The sequence below is a fragment of the Streptomyces mesophilus genome (assembly GCF_011044995.1).
GTDB lineage: Bacteria > Actinomycetota > Actinomycetes > Streptomycetales > Streptomycetaceae > Streptomyces > Streptomyces mesophilus.
Genome location: NZ_JAAKZW010000023.1, coordinates 1 through 18254 on the forward strand (window position 1 = coordinate 1; position 18254 = coordinate 18254).

General features: G+C 67.5%; 17 protein-coding genes. 10 read left to right on the forward strand and 7 right to left on the reverse strand.

The features are described 5' to 3' along the window. The first annotated feature begins 281 nt into the window (after positions 1-281). Together G6045_RS09455 and G6045_RS09460 are read left to right on the forward strand one after the other, a co-directional pair. Entirely contained in the window at positions 282-866 is a 585-nt protein-coding gene (locus G6045_RS09455; RefSeq protein WP_165331409.1) for a TetR/AcrR family transcriptional regulator, read from the forward strand. A 1-nt stretch (position 867) separates the two neighbouring features. Then, positions 868-1233 carry a VOC family protein gene (locus tag G6045_RS09460; protein ID WP_165331410.1) on the forward strand — a complete coding sequence of 122 codons (366 nt, stop codon included), beginning with the start codon at positions 868-870 and terminating at the stop codon, positions 1231-1233. Positions 1234-1254: 21 nt separating this feature from the next. On the opposite strand, the gene dnaB is transcribed toward G6045_RS09460, so the two are convergent. Beyond that, positions 1255-2727, reverse strand: a complete 1473-nt coding sequence (gene dnaB, locus G6045_RS09465; protein WP_165331411.1) for a replicative DNA helicase — start codon at positions 2725-2727, stop codon at positions 1255-1257. A 459-nt stretch (positions 2728-3186) separates the two neighbouring features. On the opposite strand from dnaB, the gene G6045_RS09470 reads away from it, so the two are divergent. Further along, positions 3187-4524, forward strand: a complete 1338-nt coding sequence (locus tag G6045_RS09470) for an MATE family efflux transporter (protein WP_165331412.1) — start codon at positions 3187-3189, stop codon at positions 4522-4524. Between the two features lie 175 nt (positions 4525-4699). On the opposite strand, the gene rplI is transcribed toward G6045_RS09470, so the two are convergent. From rplI to rpsF, 4 genes are all read right to left on the reverse strand, one after another. Then, complete coding sequence (rplI, locus tag G6045_RS09475) at positions 4700-5146, reverse strand: 50S ribosomal protein L9 (RefSeq protein WP_165331413.1); 447 nt, start codon at positions 5144-5146, stop codon at positions 4700-4702. 18 nt (positions 5147-5164) lie between these two features. Next, positions 5165-5401 (reverse strand): 30S ribosomal protein S18, encoded by a 237-nt coding sequence (gene rpsR, locus G6045_RS09480; RefSeq protein ID WP_006381652.1) that lies wholly within the window; start codon positions 5399-5401, stop codon positions 5165-5167. Positions 5402-5459: 58 nt separating this feature from the next. Next, positions 5460-6068, reverse strand: coding sequence for a single-stranded DNA-binding protein (locus tag G6045_RS09485; RefSeq protein ID WP_165331414.1), 609 nt, complete (start codon positions 6066-6068; stop codon positions 5460-5462). A 73-nt stretch (positions 6069-6141) separates the two neighbouring features. Then, a complete protein-coding gene (gene rpsF / locus G6045_RS09490) occupies positions 6142-6432 on the reverse strand; it encodes a 30S ribosomal protein S6 (RefSeq protein ID WP_006604399.1) in 291 nt (96 codons plus the stop codon). Positions 6433-6725: 293 nt separating this feature from the next. Between rpsF and G6045_RS09495 the strand changes: the two genes are divergently transcribed. The 3 genes from G6045_RS09495 to G6045_RS09505 all read left to right on the forward strand — a co-directional run bounded on the left by G6045_RS09495 (position 6726) and on the right by G6045_RS09505 (position 9499). Next, positions 6726-7043, forward strand: a complete 318-nt coding sequence (locus G6045_RS09495) for a hypothetical protein (RefSeq protein WP_165331415.1) — start codon at positions 6726-6728, stop codon at positions 7041-7043. A 161-nt stretch (positions 7044-7204) separates the two neighbouring features. Beyond that, a complete protein-coding gene (locus tag G6045_RS09500) occupies positions 7205-8326 on the forward strand; it encodes a lipid II:glycine glycyltransferase FemX (protein ID WP_165331416.1) in 1122 nt (373 codons plus the stop codon). Positions 8327-8467: 141 nt separating this feature from the next. Further along, complete coding sequence (locus tag G6045_RS09505; protein ID WP_165331417.1) at positions 8468-9499, forward strand: alanine racemase; 1032 nt, start codon at positions 8468-8470, stop codon at positions 9497-9499. Between the two features lie 83 nt (positions 9500-9582). On the opposite strand, the gene G6045_RS09510 is transcribed toward G6045_RS09505, so the two are convergent. Both G6045_RS09510 and G6045_RS09515 read right to left on the reverse strand, forming a co-directional pair. After that, positions 9583-11145 carry a glycosyltransferase family 87 protein gene (locus tag G6045_RS09510; protein WP_165331418.1) on the reverse strand — a complete coding sequence of 521 codons (1563 nt, stop codon included), beginning with the start codon at positions 11143-11145 and terminating at the stop codon, positions 9583-9585. A 129-nt stretch (positions 11146-11274) separates the two neighbouring features. Continuing rightward, positions 11275-13944, reverse strand: a complete 2670-nt coding sequence (locus G6045_RS09515) for a transglycosylase domain-containing protein (RefSeq protein ID WP_165331419.1) — start codon at positions 13942-13944, stop codon at positions 11275-11277. 393 nt (positions 13945-14337) lie between these two features. Here G6045_RS09515 and G6045_RS09520 point away from each other — a divergent pair, with 393 nt between their 5' ends. The 4 genes from G6045_RS09520 (at position 14338) to G6045_RS09535 (ending at position 18161) form a co-directional block, all read left to right on the forward strand. After that, positions 14338-15015: a PadR family transcriptional regulator gene (locus G6045_RS09520; RefSeq protein WP_165331420.1), complete on the forward strand. Its 678-nt coding sequence runs from the start codon at positions 14338-14340 to the stop codon at positions 15013-15015. 45 nt (positions 15016-15060) lie between these two features. Continuing rightward, positions 15061-16143, forward strand: a complete 1083-nt coding sequence (locus G6045_RS09525) for an inositol-3-phosphate synthase (protein WP_165331421.1) — start codon at positions 15061-15063, stop codon at positions 16141-16143. A gap of 137 nt (positions 16144-16280) precedes the next feature. Beyond that, positions 16281-17543 (forward strand): MFS transporter, encoded by a 1263-nt coding sequence (locus tag G6045_RS09530; RefSeq protein ID WP_165331422.1) that lies wholly within the window; start codon positions 16281-16283, stop codon positions 17541-17543. A gap of 114 nt (positions 17544-17657) precedes the next feature. Then, entirely contained in the window at positions 17658-18161 is a 504-nt protein-coding gene (locus G6045_RS09535; RefSeq protein WP_165331423.1) for an LppU/SCO3897 family protein, read from the forward strand. The last annotated feature ends 93 nt before the right edge of the window (positions 18162-18254 follow it).

The window sequence follows — 18254 nt, forward strand, 5'->3', positions numbered from 1 at the left end:
GGCGGGTGGAGGGGAGGAGCGGTGCGAAGGCGGCTCGGGGGTCTTCGGGGCTACGGGGGTCTGCGCTGAAACCGGATGACGTCATGTGCCCAGTTCATCGTGCGGCGGTGACGAGGTCGAGCCGATTTCCCCGCAGCGGTCCCGACGGCTCCTGAGCGGCCCCGAAGGCCGAGGCGCTTGACGGAGTGAGCACTCACTCCGCACCATGGCAGGACAGCCGCCTCGCCGAAAGGCAGTCCATGACCCCGCCTCCGCCTCCGGCCAGGAAGCGCGCTCCCGCCATGAGCCCGGAGCAGCGCCGCACCATGCTCGTCCAGGCCACGATTCCGCTGGTCATCGCCTACGGCCGGGCCGTCACCACCCGCCATATCGCCCAGGCGGCCGGAGTCGGCGAGGGCACGATCTTCCGGGTCTTCGCGGACAAGGACGAACTGCTCGACGCCTGTGTGACCGCGGTGCTCGGCCCCGGCAACACCCTCGCCGAACTGGCCGCGATCGACCTCGCCAAGCCGCTGCCCGAGCGCCTGACCGAAGCCGCCGAAGCCCTGCGCGCCGATCTGGACCGGATGGGCGCGGTCCTCGGCGCGCTCCACATCCCGGGCGCCCCACGGCCTCAGCCCCGGGCCGGCCGTGAGCAGCCCCGGCTCCCCGACCGCGCCGCGGCCATGGCCTCCACCCGCGACGCCCTGGCCGACCTCTTCGCCCCCGAACGCGACGCGCTGCGCCTCACCCCCGAGCGCACCGCTCAGCTCTTCCTCGGCCTGCTGCTCACCGAGGTCACGGGTGGCGGCGAGGCCGGCGACATCGCGGAACTCGTCGACGTATTCCTGCACGGAGCCCTGACCCCCGACGCCGGAAAGGCCTGAGATGCCGATCAGCCTCAACCACACCATCGTCGAGGCCCACGACAACGGCCGTGAGGCCCGCTTCTTCGCCGACATCATGGGCCTGGACTACCCGGGCACCGAACGCCACTTCGCCCCGGTCCGCGTCAACGACTCCCTGACCCTGGACTTCCTCACCGTCGACCGCCCCTCAGGCCACCACCTGGCCTTCGACGTCGACCCCACGACCTTCGACGCCGTCCTGGCCCGTCTGCGCGGCGCCTCGATCCCGTACGGCAACGACCCCCGCACGCCCGACAACGGCCGCACGGACCATCCCCTGTGCGCCCGCGGCCTCTACTTCACGGACGAGGCGGGCAACCTGTACGAGGTCATGTCGCCCGCGTAAGGCGCCGGTTGAGCCCAACGCTCAGGTCTGTGCCATGTCCACGAAGCGCGAGTAGTGGCCCTGGAAGGCCACGGTGATCGTCGCCGTCGGACCGTTACGGTGCTTGCCCACGATGATGTCCGCCTCGCCCGCGCGCGGGGACTCCTTCTCGTACGCGTCCTCGCGGTGCAGCAGGATCACCATGTCCGCGTCCTGCTCGATGGAGCCGGATTCACGCAGGTCGGAGACCATGGGCTTCTTGTCCGTACGCTGCTCCGGACCACGGTTCAGCTGCGAGAGCGCGATCACCGGGACCTCGAGCTCCTTGGCGAGGAGCTTGAGGTTTCGCGACATGTCCGAGACTTCCTGCTGGCGGGACTCGGAACGCTTCGAGCCACCGGACTGCATCAGCTGCAGATAGTCGATGATCACGAGGCGGATGTCATTGCGCTGCTTGAGCCGGCGGCACTTGGCGCGGATCTCCATCATCGACAGGTTCGGTGAGTCGTCGATGTAGAGCGGCGCCGCCGAGACCTCGGGCATACGGCGCGCGAGACGCGTCCAGTCCTCGTCGGTCATCGTGCCGGAGCGCATGTGGTGCAGCGCGACCCGCGCCTCGGCGGACAGCAGACGCATCGCGATCTCGTTGCGCCCCATTTCCAGGGAGAAGATGACGCTCGGCAGATTGTTCTTGATCGAGGCCGCGCGCGCGAAGTCCAGCGCCAGCGTGGACTTACCCATCGCGGGACGGGCCGCGATGACGATCATCTGGCCCGGGTGCAGACCGTTGGTCAGCGAGTCGAAGTCGCTGAATCCGGTGGGCACACCGGTCATCTCCCCGCTACGGGAGCCGATCGCCTCGATCTCGTCGAGCGCGCCCTCCATGATGTCGCCGAGCGGCAGATAGTCCTCGCTGGTGCGCTGCTCTGTGACGGCGTAGATCTCGGCCTGGGCGCTGTTGACGATCTCGTCGACATCGCCGTCCGCCGCGTATCCCATCTGCGTGATCTTGGTGCCGGCCTCGACCAGGCGGCGCAGGACCGCGCGCTCATGGACGATCTCCGCGTAGTACTCGGCGTTGGCCGCGGTCGGGACCGTCTGCACCAACGTGTGCAGATACGGAGCGCCGCCGACCTTGGTGATCTCGCCGCGCTTGACCAGCTCGGCCGCGACCGTGATCGGGTCGGCCGGCTCGCCCTTGGCATAGAGGTCGAGGATCGCCGTGAAGATCGTCTCGTGCGCGGGCCGGTAGAAGTCATGGCCCTTGATGACCTCGACGACGTCGGCGATCGCGTCCTTGGACAGGAGCATGCCGCCGAGCACCGACTGCTCCGCGTCGAGATCCTGCGGCGGTACACGCTCGAAGGCCGAACCACCGTCCCAACCGCTGTCGCGACCGCGCTCATGCTGCTCATCGCGACCTCGGCCACCGTTGGCACGCTGACGGGAGGCGGGCAGACGATCACCCGGACCGCTGTCGGCCCACGGGTCGTCCAAGGGCTCGGAGATACTCACCGGGCCACCTCCTCCCGTCCGCCGAGCGGACCTCGCCATGCCCTCATTCCTACGGCACGACACTGACAAAAAAGAGGCCCGACTCCGCTTCTGACGCGAGAGATCCACAGGGTTTTCGAGGCAGGAGAACAGACGCGGGCGCCGCACCACGGTAGGGCCCTCAGCACCGTCAGCCAATCTGGTTATCCACAGGCACTGTGGATAGTGGACCCGATGCTGTGGAGAACCCCGCCAATCCTGTGCACGGGCCGGTGGACAGTCCTGTGAACAAGCCCTCAAGGTCTTCCACAAACAGCTTCTGACCTGCAGTTTCCTTGTCCACCCGCTGTGCAGAGAAAAAACTTCCCCAGTCGGACCAAGATCAGAACAAACAGTGCGCCACGATCCGCCCGACCAGCGGCGATGTAATGACTGCTAGCTGCTTGCATCCATTACCTGTGGAAGATTAGATTGGTGCTCATGACACAGGCTCCCCCGACCCCCAAGGCTGCCCGCCGGGCACACGACCGCGAGATCATCGCGCTCGCCGTCCCGGCGTTCGGCGCGCTTGTCGCCGAGCCGCTGTTCGTGATGGTGGACAGCGCCATCGTGGGTCATCTCGGCACCGCTCAGCTGGCCGGTCTGGCCGTCGCCTCGAGCCTGCTCCTCACCGCCGTCGCCATCTTCGTCTTCCTCGCGTACGCCACCACGGCGGCCGTCGCCCGCAGAGTCGGCGCCGGAGACCTCCCGTCGGCGATCCGCCAGGGCATGGACGGCATCTGGCTGGCGATACTCCTCGGCGTCGCCACCCTGGCCGTCGTCCTGCCCACAGCTCCCGCGATCGTCGACCTGCTCGGCGCCTCCGACACCGCGGCGCCCTACGCCATCACATATCTGCGGATCTCCGCGATCGGCATCCCGGCGATGCTCATCGTCCTCGCCGCGACAGGCGTCCTTCGCGGACTGCAGGACACCAAGACCCCGCTGTACGTGGCCATCGGGGGCTTCACCGCCAACGCCGCCCTCAACGTGGGCCTCGTCTACGGCGCCGACCTCGGCATCGCCGGCTCCGCCTGGGGCACGGTCCTCGCCCAGTACGGAATGGCGGCCGCCTATCTCGTCGTCGTGGTGCGCGGAGCGCGCCGCCATGGTGCCTCGCTGAGGCCCGACGCCGCCGGGATCCGGGCCTGCGCCCAGGCCGGAGCGCCGCTGCTGATCCGTACGCTGTCGCTGCGCGCGATCCTGATGATCGCCACCGCGGTGGCCGCCCGCCTGGGTGACGCCGAGATCGCGGCGCACCAGATCATCCTGTCGCTGTGGAGCCTGCTGGCCTTCGCCCTGGACGCCATCGCCATCGCGGGCCAGGCCATCATCGGCCGCTATCTGGGCGCGGGCGACGAGAAAGGCGCCCGAGGTGCCTGCCGGCGGATGGTGCAGTGGGGGATCGCGTCCGGAATCGCGCTCGGGCTCCTGGTCGTCGCGACCAGCCCGCTGATCCTGCCGCTGTTCTCCGGCGACACCACGGTCCATGACGCCGCACTGCCGGCGCTGATCGTGGTGGCCGTCTCCCAGCCGATCTGCGGGATCGTCTTCATCCTGGACGGTGTGCTGATGGGCGCGGGCGACGGGCCGTATCTGGCCCGGGCCATGCTCGTCACTCTGGCCGTCTTCACCCCGGTCGCCCTGCTCGTCCCCGTCTTCGGTGGCGGCCTGACGGCGCTCTGGCTGGCGATGACCCTGATGATGGCCGTCCGCATGCTGACCCTGTGGACCCGCACCCGCTCGGGCAGGTGGATCGTCACGGGCGCCACGCGGTAAGTCAGCCCCTCCGGCGTTTGAGGAGATCCGAACGAAGTTCGGATGCAGGGTTCGGGGCGAAGCCCCGCGGCAGACGTTTCACGTGAAACACCCACCGGAACGGGCCACCACACAGCGGAAGGGGCCGCACCCGAAACGGGTACGGCCCCTCCACACGCTGAAAGCCAGCGCAGCGTTACGCGGCGACGACCTCGATGGTCACCTTGGCGGCAACCTCGGGGTGCAGACGCACGGACGCCTCGTGGGCACCGAGCACCTTGATCGGCGCGCCCAGCTCGATACGACGCTTGTCGACGTCGGGGCCACCGGCAGCCTTGATCGCCGAAGCGATGTCGGCCGCGGTCACGGCACCGAAGAGACGACCGGCGTCGCCGGAGCGCGTGGCAAGGCGAACCTTGACGCCCTCGAGCTGGCCCTTGACCTGGTTGGCCTGCTCGATGGTCTGGATCTCGTGGATCTTGCGAGCGCGGCGGATCTGCGCCACGTCCTGCTCGCCACCCTTGGTCCAGCGGATAGCGAACTTCCGCGGGATCAGGTAGTTGCGGGCGTAGCCGTCCTTGACGTCGACGACGTCGCCGGCAGCGCCGAGGCCGGAGACCTCGTGGGTGAGGATGATCTTCATTGTTCGGTCACCCTTCCCTTATCGCGCGGTGGACGTGTAGGGCAGCAGCGCCATCTCACGGCTGTTCTTGACTGCCGTGGCGACGTCACGCTGGTGCTGCGTGCAGTTGCCGGTCACGCGGCGGGCACGGATCTTGCCGCGGTCGGAAATGAACTTCCGCAGCATGTTCGTGTCCTTGTAGTCCACGTACTGGACCTTGTCCTTGCAGAAAGCGCAGACCTTCTTCTTAGGCTTGCGCACAGGCGGCTTCGCCATGGTGTTTCTCCTGTGTGATCAAGAAGTTTGGGTAAGCCCCAACCTCTGGCCGTGAGGCCTAGAAGGGGGGCTCGTCCGAGTAGCCGCCACCGGAGCCGCCGGAGCTTCCGCCCCAGCCGCCACCGCCGCCGCCCTGCTGCTGACCGCCACCGGCCGGCGCACTGGTCGCCCAGGGGTCGTCGGAGGGAGCTCCGCCGCCCTGAGGCTGACCGCCACCGGAGCCACCGCCCCAGTTGCCGCCGCCCTGCTGGCCGCCGCCACCGCCGTAACCACCGCCACCGCCGCCGCCCTGACGGGCGCCGCCGCTGGTCTTGGTGACCTTGGCCGTAGCAGTCTTGAGGCTGGCGCCGACTTCCTCGACGTCCAGCTCGTAGACCGTGCGCTTGACGCCCTCACGGTCCTCGTAGGACCGCTGCTTCAGCCGGCCCTGCACGATGACGCGCATGCCTCGCTGAAGCGACTCCGCGACGTTCTCCGCCGCCTGACGCCAGACCGAGCAGGTCAGGAACAGGCCTTCGCCGTCCTTCCACTCATTGGTCTGCTTGTCGAAGATGCGGGGAGTGGACGCGACACGGAACTTCGCGACCGCCGCACCGGAGGGGGTGAAGCGCAGCTCGGGATCGTCGACAAGGTTGCCGACGATCGTGATGACGGTCTCGCCTGCCATGGGGGATACCTCTCGGCGGGTTGCTGCTGGCTGCTTGCTGCTACTCAGATCCCGATACCGCTGAACCGGAAGTTCAGTGGGTCTCGGGGCGGAGGACCTTGGTCCGGAGGACCGACTCGTTCAGGTTCATCTGTCGGTCGAGCTCCTTGACGACCGCAGGCTCGGCCTGCAGGTCGATGACCGAGTAGATGCCCTCGGGCTTCTTCTTGATCTCGTACGAGAGACGACGACGGCCCCAGGTGTCGACCTTCTCGACCTTTCCGTTGCCCTCACGGACGACGGAGAGGAAGTTCTCGATCAGCGGCGAAACGGCACGCTCTTCGAGATCGGGGTCGAGGATGACCATCACTTCGTAGTGACGCATGTGTAACCCACCTCCTTTGGACTCAGCGGCCACGGTCGTTCCGTGGCAGGAGGGTTGTGATGCGTGTTGCAACGACGTCTCCGAGTAAATCAGCCGCCACTGACAATCAGGCCCCGCAGGAGCGGGAAGACGGCCATGGGGGCCCAGTGGACCTGGGCAGACACCGGTGCAGACGTTACAGAGTACCTGCCTCCCCCTCTCCGGTTGAAATCCGGTGGTAAGGAGACGCAATCTGTACACATCGGGTGTCCACGGCGCTACGATGCGCCAGCTCATGCCAGGAGGTGCCTCCCATGGCACAGGCAATGCGACCCAACACCGCGACCTCTCTCTTCGCGACCGACGGCAAGCCCCATCCGCTCCAGGACACGCTGCTCGCGATCACCCTGGTGCTCGGCATCACGGCCTTCGTCTCCGCGATGTTCCACAACCTCCATCTGCTCAGTTCCTGGACGGGTCTCATCGGGATCCTCACGGGTGCCTACGGGCAGTTCATCTCGGAGACGACCCGCGAGCGGACCCTGCTGATCATCGGGCTCGGCGCCGCGGCGGTCGGCTTCTTCCTGGGTATGGCCCACGGCGGACTCTTCGGCGGCGTGGTCGGCGGCTGACCTCCACTCCCCATATCCCGGCCTCGGCCCCTCCGGACCTCCACGCGGACGGGCCGAGTCGGCATGCGGCCATAAGAGGCGCTCTCCTGGCGCAGTAGGCTTCGGCGCGAGAGCCGGACCCCCTTCACTCCGGGGGACACCCCAGCCGAGGAGCGCCCCGCATGAGCCTGTCCCTGAGGACCATCAGCCGCGAGCAGCATCTGGCATACATCCAGAGCCTGCCGTCGGCGAGCCACTGCCAGGTCCCGGCGTGGGCAGACGTGAAGAGCGAGTGGCGCTCGGAGAACCTGGGCTGGTTCGACGACAAGACCGGGGAGCTCGTCGGCGCGGGCCTGGTCCTCTACCGCCAGCTCCCCAAGGTCAAGCGCTACCTCGCGTATCTGCCCGAGGGCCCGGTCATCAACTGGTACGCCCCGAACCTGGACGAGTGGCTGAAGCCGATGCTCGCCCACCTCAAGCAGCAGGGCGCCTTCTCCGTGAAGATGGGCCCGCCGGTCGTGATCCGGAAGTGGGACGCCCCCGCGATCAAGGCCGGTATCCAGAACCCGGACGTCAAGCGCCTGCGCGATATCGAGCCCACCCACATCGAGCCGCGCGCCTTCGAGGTCTCCGACAAGCTCCGCCGTATGGGCTGGCAGCAGGGCGAGGACGGCGGCGCCGGCTTCGGTGATGTGCAGCCCCGCTACGTCTTCCAGGTGCCGCTCGCGGGCCGCTCCCTGGAAGACGTCCAGAAGGGCTTCAACCAGCTGTGGCGCCGCAACATCAAGAAGGCCGACAAGGCCGGCGTCGAGGTCGTCCAGGGCGGCTACGAGGACCTCGCCGAGTGGCAGCGCCTGTACGAGATCACCGCGATCCGCGACAAGTTCCGCCCGCGGCCGCTCAGTTACTTCCAGCAGCAGTTCCGGGCTCTCAACTCCGAAGACCCCAACCGGATGCGGCTGTACTTCGCCCGGCACAACGGGGTGAACCTCGCGGCCGCGACGATGCTCGTGGTCGGCGGTCACGTCTGGTACTCCTACGGCGCCTCCGACAACATCGGCCGTGAGGTCCGGCCCTCGAACGCGATGCAGTGGCGGATGCTCCGCGACGCCTACGCGCTCGGCGCCAGCGTCTACGACCTGCGCGGCATCTCCGACTCGCTCGACGAGACCGACCACCTCTTCGGCCTGATCCAGTTCAAGGTCGGCACGGGCGGCGAGGCCGTCGAGTACGTCGGCGAGTGGGACTTCCCGCTCAACAAGCTGCTTCACAAGGCGCTCGACATCTACATGTCGCGCCGCTGAACCGGCAGCCCGGACCGACGGGCATGCCACAGGCCGCCCCGCTGATTTCACGTATCGAGTCGGCAACGCGGCCGACCGAGCACAATGAGCTCTCATACCTTTGATACACCGCAGGCACGAGAAAGGTTCCGGGTACCGGCCATGGCGCTCACGCTCTACGTCGACACCGCGCGCTGGCGGGCACACCACAAGCAGGTGCTCGAACAGTTCCCGGGTCTGATCCCCGTCTGCAAGGGCAACGGCTACGGCTTCGGCCACGAGCGGCTCGCCGAGGAGGCGACCCGGCTCGGCGCTGACATGCTCGCCGTCGGCACCACGTACGAAGCCGCCCGGATCAAAGACTGGTTCAGCGGCGACCTGCTCGTCCTCACCCCGTTCCGTCGCGGCGAGGAGCCGGTGCCGCTGCCGGACCGCGTGATCCGCTCCGTCTCCTCGGTCGAGGGCGTGCACGGCCTGGTGGGCGCGCGCGTCGTCATCGAGGTGATGAGCTCGATGAAGCGGCACGGCGTCGGCGAGCACGAGCTCGGCCAGCTGCACGCGGCCATAGAGGACGTGCGCCTCGAGGGCTTCGGCATCCACCTGCCGCTGGACCGCACCGACGGCTCGGACGCCGTCGAGGAGGTCATCGGCTGGATGGACCGGCTGCGTGCGGCCCGCCTCCCGCTGCACACGATGTTCGTGAGCCACCTGTCCGCGCAGGAACTGGCTCGTCTCCAGCAGCAGTTCCCGCAGACCCGCTTCCGCGCCCGTATCGGCACGCGCCTGTGGCTCGGCGACCACGAGGCCACGGAGTACCGCGGCGCGGTCCTGGACGTCACGCGCGTCTCCAAGGGCGACCGCTTCGGCTACCGCCAGCAGAAGGCCGCCTCCGACGGCTGGCTCGTGGTCGTCGCCGGCGGTACCTCACATGGTGTGGGCCTCGAGGCACCCAAGGCGCTGCACGGTGTGATGCCGCGCGCCAAGGGCGTCGCCCGTGCGGGCCTGGCCACCGTCAACCGGAACCTTTCGCCGTTCGTCTGGTCCGGCAAGCAGCGCTGGTTCGCCGAGCCGCCGCACATGCAGGTCTCGATCCTGTTCGTGCCGAGCGACTCCCAGGAGCCCAAGGTGGGCGAGGAGCTGGTGGCCCATCTCCGGCACACCACGACGCAGTTCGACCGGCTCGTCGACCGCTGAGCCACCGCTGTACGTACGCCGAAGGGGCGCCCCGACTCCGGTTGCGGGCGCCCCTTCGGCGTACGTACAGCCAAGCCGTTCGCTCAGGGCGAACTCTCCTGAACCGCACCGCCCAGAGCGGGCCCGGGGCTCTCCACGCCCCATTGCACATACGTCCCATCGGTCCCGTGCGCCGCATGCCTCGGCGGATGTGCCGCCCGGCCCAGGGCGAAGACATCCGTGGCCCCGTCCAAGACGCCGCCCGAGGGGTCGTCCGAGCCGTCCTTGCGTACGGGATCGCGCTCGGGCATCAGGATGTCGCGGACGATGACGGCGCAGAGGTACAGCGTGCCCAGGAGGTGCAGCAGGATGGCCAGTTGATAGCCCTCCTCCGGCAGCCCCTGGTGCTTGTCGCCGCTCGTCGTGTACGCGAGGTACATCCAGATCCCGAGGAAGTACATGACTTCGCAGGCCTGCCAGATCAGGAAGTCACGCCAACGGGGCCGGGCAAGTGCAGCGAGCGGGATCAGCCACAGCACGTACTGCGGTGAATAGACCTTGTTGGTAAGGATGAACGCCGCCACCACCAGGAAGGCGAGCTGAGCGAAGCGCGGCCTGCGCGGTGCCGTCAGCGTGAGCGCGGCAATCAGCCCGCAGCAGGCCACCATCAGCAGCGTGGCCAGGGTGTTGACGGTCTCGGTGCTGAGCGGGGTATCCATCCGCTGCTGCAGGATCAGCCAGAACGAGCCGAAGTCCGTCCCGCGCTCCTGGCTGAACGTGTAGAACTTCGCCCAGCCGTCGAAGGCCCCGATCATCACCGGCAGGTTCACCGCCAGCCAGGCGCCTGCCGCACCCGCGAAGGCGATCCCGAACTCCCGCCAACGCCCTGCCCGCCAGCACAGCAGCAGCAACGGCCCCAGCAGGAACACGGGATAGAGCTTGGCCGCGGTCGCCAGACCGAGCAGCACGCCGAAGGCCAGCGGACGCGCACGCGCCCACATGAGCATCGCGGCGGCGGTCAGCGCGATCGCGAGCAGATCCCAGTTGATGGTCGCCGTGAGCGCGCCCGCGGGGGCCAGCGCGACGAGCAGCCCGTCCCAGGGCCGGCGCCGGTGTGTACGGGCGACACAGACCGCGATGACGACGGCGCAGACCATCAGCATGCCGGCGTTGACCAGCCAGTAGACCTGCTCGCGGTACTGCAGGGTGTCGGTGGAGTCGGTGGGGACACCGGTGATCCAGGACGCGACCTCCATGAACACCCCGGTCAGCACGGGGTATTCGAGGTACTCCATACCGCCGGAGATATCGCGCGGGATGCGGTCGAAGTACGGGACGAGATCCTCGGCGAAGCCGCGCCCCTGGAAGAGGTGCGGGATGTCGGAGTAGCAGGCGTGGGTGTACTGCGCGCCTGCGCCGAAGAACCAGCCGCCGTTGTAGCAGGGCAGCTTCTGCACCATGCCGAGCGCGAACATCCCGATGGCGATGAGCGCGATGATGCGCACCGGAGTCCACCAGTGGCCCCCGAACAGCGCTCTGCGGCCGAGCGGACCGCCGATCAGCTCACTGCCGGCCGCGGCGACCTCGTCCTGCCGTGTCGGCGCCACCGGCTCCTCAGCGGGGTCCCTGCCGGGTCCTGTGCGCGGGCTCGGGCTCGTGCTCGTCATGGGGTTCATCCTGCCGTACGGCGCCGTGGATACGGCGAGGGCCGCCGCACCCTGAGGTGCGGCGGCCCGTGTTTCACGTGAAACGGTCGCCTTGGTGTGTTTCACGTGAAACACACCGGCCTGAGTGGCCTACCCGGTTCCTCCGAACCAACCGTTCCCATTGCCGTTGCCATTACCGCCGGTTGGTTCCTCGGTGGTGGGCGGCGGTGAGGATTCGCCGCCGGTGGTGCCTCCGGTGTCCTGACCACCGTCCTGACCGCCGTTCTGGCCGCCACTGGACTGGCAGATGAGGTCCCAGTCGGCGCAGGACGGGGAGGGATCGATCGACGGCGAAGGCTCAGGCTTCCCATGCGACGGCTTCGGGTCGGGGTCGACATCCTCGCTCGGCGTCGGCGTGGGCGACGGGGTCGGCTTGCCGACGATCTCGCCGATCTCGGGGGCGTCAGTGAACTCGCCGTGATCCTCGCCCTCGGTGCCTTCGAGCATGTAGTCCTTCCAGACCTGCGCGGGCACCTCACCACCGTGGATCGAGTCACCGGCGTCGCCGGTGATACGGAGCAGCTTGCCCTCCTCGGGGTCGGAGCGGAACACACCGATCGCCGTGGAGAGTTCGGGCGTGTAACCGGCGTACCACGCAGACAGGTTGTCGTCGGTGGTACCGGTCTTGCCGGCGGCCGGGAAGCCGATGTCGGCGATGCGCTTGGCCGTACCGTTCTGGACGACGTTCTCCAGGACCTCGGTGACGCCGTTGGCGACATCCGGGTCAAGGGCATCCTTGCCCGTGGGCTTCTGGAACCCGTCCAGCTCCGTCTCGTCCTTGACGACCTTGGTGACGGAGTACGGCTCGTAGTGCTCCCCTTCGGCCGCGAAGGTCGCGTACGCGCTGGACAAAGCGACCGCATCCGGCGTGGACGTACCCAGCGAGAACGAGACGTTGTCCATGTTGCCCGTGTCGAAGCTGTTCTCCGGGATTCCCAGTGCCCTTGCCGTCTTGCGGGTCGTGTCCAACCCGACGTCGATACCCAGCTGCGCAAACGGCACGTTGATGGACTTCTCCATCGCGAACTTCAACGTGACGAGCCCGTACTTCTTGCCGTCTTCTTCGTTCTGCTGACGGAAGGGCCCACCCTTGCCGTTCGGGATCGGGTCGCCGTTCTGGTCCTTGATGATGGTGTTGTCGTCACCGAGGTAGCGGCTCATCGGGGAGATGCCCTCCCCGCCGCTCTCCTGCGTCCCGTCCTCCATCGCCGAAGCCAGCACAAACGGCTTCCACGTCGACCCCACCGGCACACCCGTGGTGCGCGCGTTGTTGACGTAATAGCCCTTGTCGTAACCGGCCCCGCCGTACACCGCCTTGATCTGGCCGCTCTTCGGGTCGATGGAGGAGCCGCCGAACTGGACCAGCTTGTCCATGCGCTTGCCCTGTTCCTTGCGGGTCTTGTCGACCGCGTTCTCCAGGGCCTTGACCTTCTTCTCGTTGAAGGTCGTGTAGATCTTGTAGCCGCCCTTGTCGAGGTTCTCGATCGAGATCTCCATCTTTTTCGCGGCTTCCTGCTTCGCGATGTCGAGGAGATACCCCGTCTGCCCGGCAAGCGGCGACTTACGTTCCACTATCGTCGGGAACTCGGTGACCTTGTCCCGTTCCGCCTGGCTGAGCTTGCCGACCTCCACCATGCGGTCGAGGGTCCACTTCCAACGCGCCTCGACCCGCTTCTCGTTGAGCTGCTTGGTCGCGCTGGGTCCCACACCACCATCGGGGTTGTAGAGGTTCGGGCCCTTGAGGACCGAGGCGAGGAAGGCGCTCTCGCTGAGGCTCAGATCGAGGGAGTTCTTGCCGAAGTAGGCCTGCGAGGCGGCCTGGATGCCGTAGGCGTTACGCCCGTAATAGGCGGCGTTGAGATAGCCGGCCAGGATGTCGTCCTTCGACATCTGCGTACCGACCTTTATGGAGATGAAGAGCTCCTTGGCCTTACGGGAGACCGTCTGGCTCTGGTCCAGGTAGGTGTTCTTCACGAACTGCTGGGTGATGGTCGAACCACCCTGCGTCTCGCCGCCCGTGGCCATCTTGAACGCGGCGCGGGCGATACCCATCGGGTCCACGCCGCTGTCGGTCCTGAAGCTGGCGTTCTCCGCGGCGATCACCGCGTTCTGCATCTCGGTGGGGATCTGATCGATGTCGACGATCTGGCGGTTCTCCTTACCGCCGGTCGACGCCATCTGCTTGCCGTTGTCCCAGTAGAAGACGTTGCTCTCGTTGTTGGCGACCTTGTCGACCTTGGGGATCTCCACCATCGAGTAGGCGATGCCCGCGGCCGCGACCATCATCCCGAAGAAGCCGATGAGGCAGCCCGTGACCTGCTTCCAGGACGGCACGAACCGCTTCAGGCCGTCGCGGTCCGACCGCGGATAGTCGACCCAACGCTTCTTGCCCGGCTCGTAACGGCCCCGGCCACGCCCCGGCCCTCCGGCCTCGCCGGAGCCGCCACGCCGGCCGCCACCGCCGCCATGACCACCGCGGCCACCGCCCTCGGGCGCCCGACGCCGGCCACCGCCGCCGCCGACACCCGTGGAGCGCTGCGCGGCTCGCCGCGCTTCGGCCCGGCCGCCCCAGGGGCGATCCTCACCGGACGTATCAGATGTACCCGACATACCCGACGAGGCCGAAGCCCCGTACGAGGAAGAGGATCCAGACGATCCCCGCGGCGCTGCGCGCCGGCCTGACGAACCTGTCATGCCGCGCCGTGCCGCTGCACGTCCACCACCGTGCGACTGCGGAGGCTTGCGACGGTGCTCGCTCATCGAACGACTACTCCTCGGGCAGGCGTGGTACCCCACGCCTGAAGGCGGCAGGTGAGTTCCAGTCCCCCCGTAGTACGGACAGGCCCCTCCCCGGGCTCATCCGCACAGCATCCGGTGCCACGACGTCCACAGGCGTCCCCCGACCCTCGTGGGTCTCGTGGCTCTCGGTGAAATGCATGGCGCACAGACTACGCACCGTCAAAACCCGCCAGGTCCTGAAGTTCACCCCAAATCAGGCAACTTGCCTGCTGTGAATCAGTGATGTGACGCCGTTCACCCACCCCCCTCTTGTCGCATCCCGAGGGCCGTTCTATCGTGCTGATGTATCGACTCGATACATCAGCACGGCATAAAGAGTCCTTGGGGACCCGGAATGTACGGAGGTGGCGAGGTATGAGCAGGCGCTCAGGCATCCTCGAGTTCGCCATCCTCGGACTGCTCCGGGAATCTCCGATGCACGGCTATGAGCTGCGCAAGCGACTCAACACGTCTCTGGGGGTCTTCCGGGCTTTCAGCTACGGGACGCTCTACCCCTGCCTCAAGACGCTGGTCGCCAACGGCTGGTTGATCGAGGAACCGGGCAGCACTCCGGAGGACGCCCTCGCGGCATCCCTCACCGGCCGCCGAGCCAAGATCGTCTACAGGCTGACGGCGGACGGCAAGGAACGCTTCGAGGAACTGCTCTCGCAGACCGGCCCGGATGCGTACGAAGACGAGACCTTCGCCGCCCGCTTCGCCTTCTTCGGACAGACGGAGCGAGACGTACGCATGCGCGTCCTGGAAGGCCGCCGCAGCCGGCTCGAGGAGCGCCTGGAGAAGATGCGCGCCTCGTTCGCCCGCACCCGCGAGCGCCTGGACGACTACACACTCGAGCTGCAGCGGCACGGCATGGAGTCCGTGGAGCGCGAAGTGCGCTGGCTGAACGAGCTCATCGAGAGCGAGCGAGCGGGACGGGACCGCAGGTCCGCGCCCGGGAGCGGCGCTCAGCAGGACACATCAGGAGAGACGGGCGGCCTGCCCCGGCACGGGGGCAGTACCCGGCCGGATCCGTCCGACGACACCAGCAAGTGAGGTCCGTGAGTGGGCCTCACCTCGTACACACAGGGAGCAACCGGAATGGGTTCGGTTCGCGTAGCCATCGTCGGCGTGGGCAACTGCGCCGCCTCGCTCGTGCAGGGCGTCGAGTACTACAAGGACGCCGACAAGGACGCCAAGGTCCCGGGTCTGATGCACGTGCAGTTCGGCGACTACCACGTCGGTGACGTGGAGTTCGTGGCCGCGTTCGACGTGGACGCCAAGAAGGTCGGCCTCGACCTGGCGGACGCCATCGGCGCGAGCGAGAACAACACGATCAAGATCTGCGACGTCCCGAACAGCGGCGTCCAGGTCCAGCGTGGTCACACCCTCGACGGCCTGGGCCTGTACTACCGACAGACCATCGAGGAGTCCGACGAGGCCCCGGTCGACGTCGTCCAGATCCTCAAGGACCGTCAGGTCGACGTCCTCGTCTGCTACCTGCCCGTCGGTTCCGAGGACGCTGCGAAGTTCTACGCGCAGTGCGCCATCGACGCCAAGGTCGCGTTCGTCAACGCTCTGCCGGTCTTCATCGCCGGTACGAAGGAGTGGGCGGACAAGTTCACCGAGGCCGGCGTGCCGATCGTCGGTGACGACATCAAGTCGCAGGTGGGCGCCACCATCACGCACCGCGTGATGGCGAAGCTCTTCGAGGACCGCGGTGTCCGTCTCGAGCGCACCATGCAGCTCAACGTCGGCGGCAACATGGACTTCAAGAACATGCTCGAGCGCGACCGCCTCGAGTCCAAGAAGATCTCCAAGACGCAGGCCGTCACCTCGCAGATCCCCGACCGTGAGCTCGGCGAGAAGAACGTGCACATCGGCCCGTCCGACTACGTCGCGTGGCTCGACGACCGCAAGTGGGCGTACGTCCGCCTCGAGGGCCGCGCGTTCGGCGACGTTCCGCTGAACCTCGAGTACAAGCTCGAGGTCTGGGACTCCCCGAACTCGGCCGGTGTCATCATCGACGCCCTGCGCGCCGCGAAGATCGCCAAGGACCGCGGCATCGGTGGCCCGATCCTGTCGGCGTCCTCGTACTTCATGAAGTCCCCGCCGGTTCAGTACTTCGACGACGAGGCCTACGCGAACGTCGAGAAGTTCATCAAGGGCGAGGTCGAGCGCTGAGCCCAGGCTCCGCGACTGTTTCACGTGAAACATCCATCTGTTTCACGTGAAACACCCATCCCCTGAGGGCTGTTGAGGCCCCCGGTTCGCACACATTCTGCGAACCGGGGGCCTTCTCCTTGTGTGAGGCTGTGACCATGGCCGTCGTACGTGACCTGCGCATGCTGCTGCGCTTCCGGGACTTCCGCCGCCTGCTCGCCGTACGACTCCTCTCCCAGGGCGCCGACGGGGTCTACCAGGTCGCGCTCGCCACGTACGTCGTCTTCTCACCGGAGAAGCAGACCTCGGCCGCGGCCATCGCCTCCGCCATGGCCGTGCTGCTGCTTCCGTACTCCTTCATCGGCCCGTTCGCGGGCGTCCTGCTCGACCGCTGGCCGCGCCGCCAGGTCTTCGTCTACGGGAACCTGCTCCGCGCATGCCTGGCCTGCGTCACCGGCGTGCTGATCCTGCTGAGCGTCCCGGACTGGCTCTTCTACGCCTCGGCCCTCTGCGTCACCGCCGTGAACCGCTTCGTCCTGGCCGGCCTCTCGGCCGCCTTGCCCCGTGTCGTCGACGGCGAGCGCCTCGTCATCGCCAACTCCCTTTCCCCTACGGCCGGCACCCTGGCGGCCACCGCGGGCGGCGGCCTCGCTTTCGTCGTACGGATCCTCGTCGCCGATTCCGATGCGGCGGTGGTGCTGCTCGGCGCCGTCCTCTACCTCTGCTCGGCCCTCGTCGCCATACGGTTCACGCGCGACCTCCTCGGCCCCGAGCCCTCTCTGGTGCAGCCCCGCATCGGCGCCGCGGTGGCCTCCACTGTGCGAGGGCTGACCGCCGGCATACGACATCTGCTCGAGCCCGAACGACGGCCTGCGGCACGGGCGTTGGCGGCGATGACCGCCATGCGGTTCTGCTACGGCGCGCTCTCCGTGATGGTGCTGATGCTCTGCCGGTACGCATGGACCTCCCGCGAATCCGAAGGGCTCGCCCTGCTCGGGGTCGCGGTCCTGGTGTCGGGCGCGGGCTTCTTCGCCGCGGCCGTGATGACCCCCTGGGCAGTGGGGCGGCTCGGGCCGGCCGGGTGGATCGTGGCCTGTGCGGGCGCGGCAGCCGTACTGGAACCGGCACTTGGGCTGCCGTTCGCCCCCGCGCCGATACTTGTCGCCGCCTTCGTCCTGGGGCTCGTCACGCAGGGCGCGAAGATCGCCACGGACACCACCGTGCAGGCCGCGGTGGACGACGGCTTCCGTGGCCGGATCTTCTCCGTTTACGACGTGCTGTTCAACGTGGCGTTCGTGGGCGCGGCGGCCGTGGCGGCGTTGATCCTGCCGCCGGACGGCAAGTCGGTGACGCTGGTGGTCACGGTCGCGCTGCTCTACGCGGCAACTACAGCCGCCATGTACCGATATGAGGTGCAGTAAGTGTCACATCAGTGCCACAGAGCCTCTCTGGGCTTCAGAGTTGTCACCGGTTCCCGATAACTTCACGAGCGTCAATTCCACGCCAATAGGCACTCGTTCGAGGGGGACCCCCACGTGACCACTCCGCCGCCGCAGGGCCAGAACCCGTTCGCCCAGGGGCAGAACCCCTATGGCCAGCAGCCGCAGGGCGGAAACCCGTACGGCCAGCCGACGGCTCCGCAGGGGGTCCCTCAGCAGCCCTCCCCTTACTTCAATCAGGGTGGCGCGCCTGTCCCGCCTCCGGCGCCTCGCGGCGGCGGCCTGAAGAAGGTGCTGCGCTTCGGCCTTCCGATCGCAGGTCTGCTCGTGGCCGGTATCGCGTACCTCGTTGTGGGTGGGGATGACGCCGAGAAGCTGGCGGTCGGCGACTGCCTGCGCAACAAGGGCACGGACAGCAACGCCTCCGTCGAGAAGCTCGACTGCTCCGACTCCAAGGCCACGCACACCGTCCTGAAGAAGGCGGACGGCTCGACGCTGGCCAGCCTCGCCTGCACGTCGGTCCAGGACAAGACCACCGCGACCCTGACGTGGCAGGAAGGCTCGGACTCCTTCGTGCTCTGCCTGGGCGACAACAAGTAACCCACACCCCGCACACTGATGGGCGCGATGTTTCACGTGAAACATCGCGCCCATCAGTGTGTGAAACGGGGTCATGTTTCACGTGAAACATGA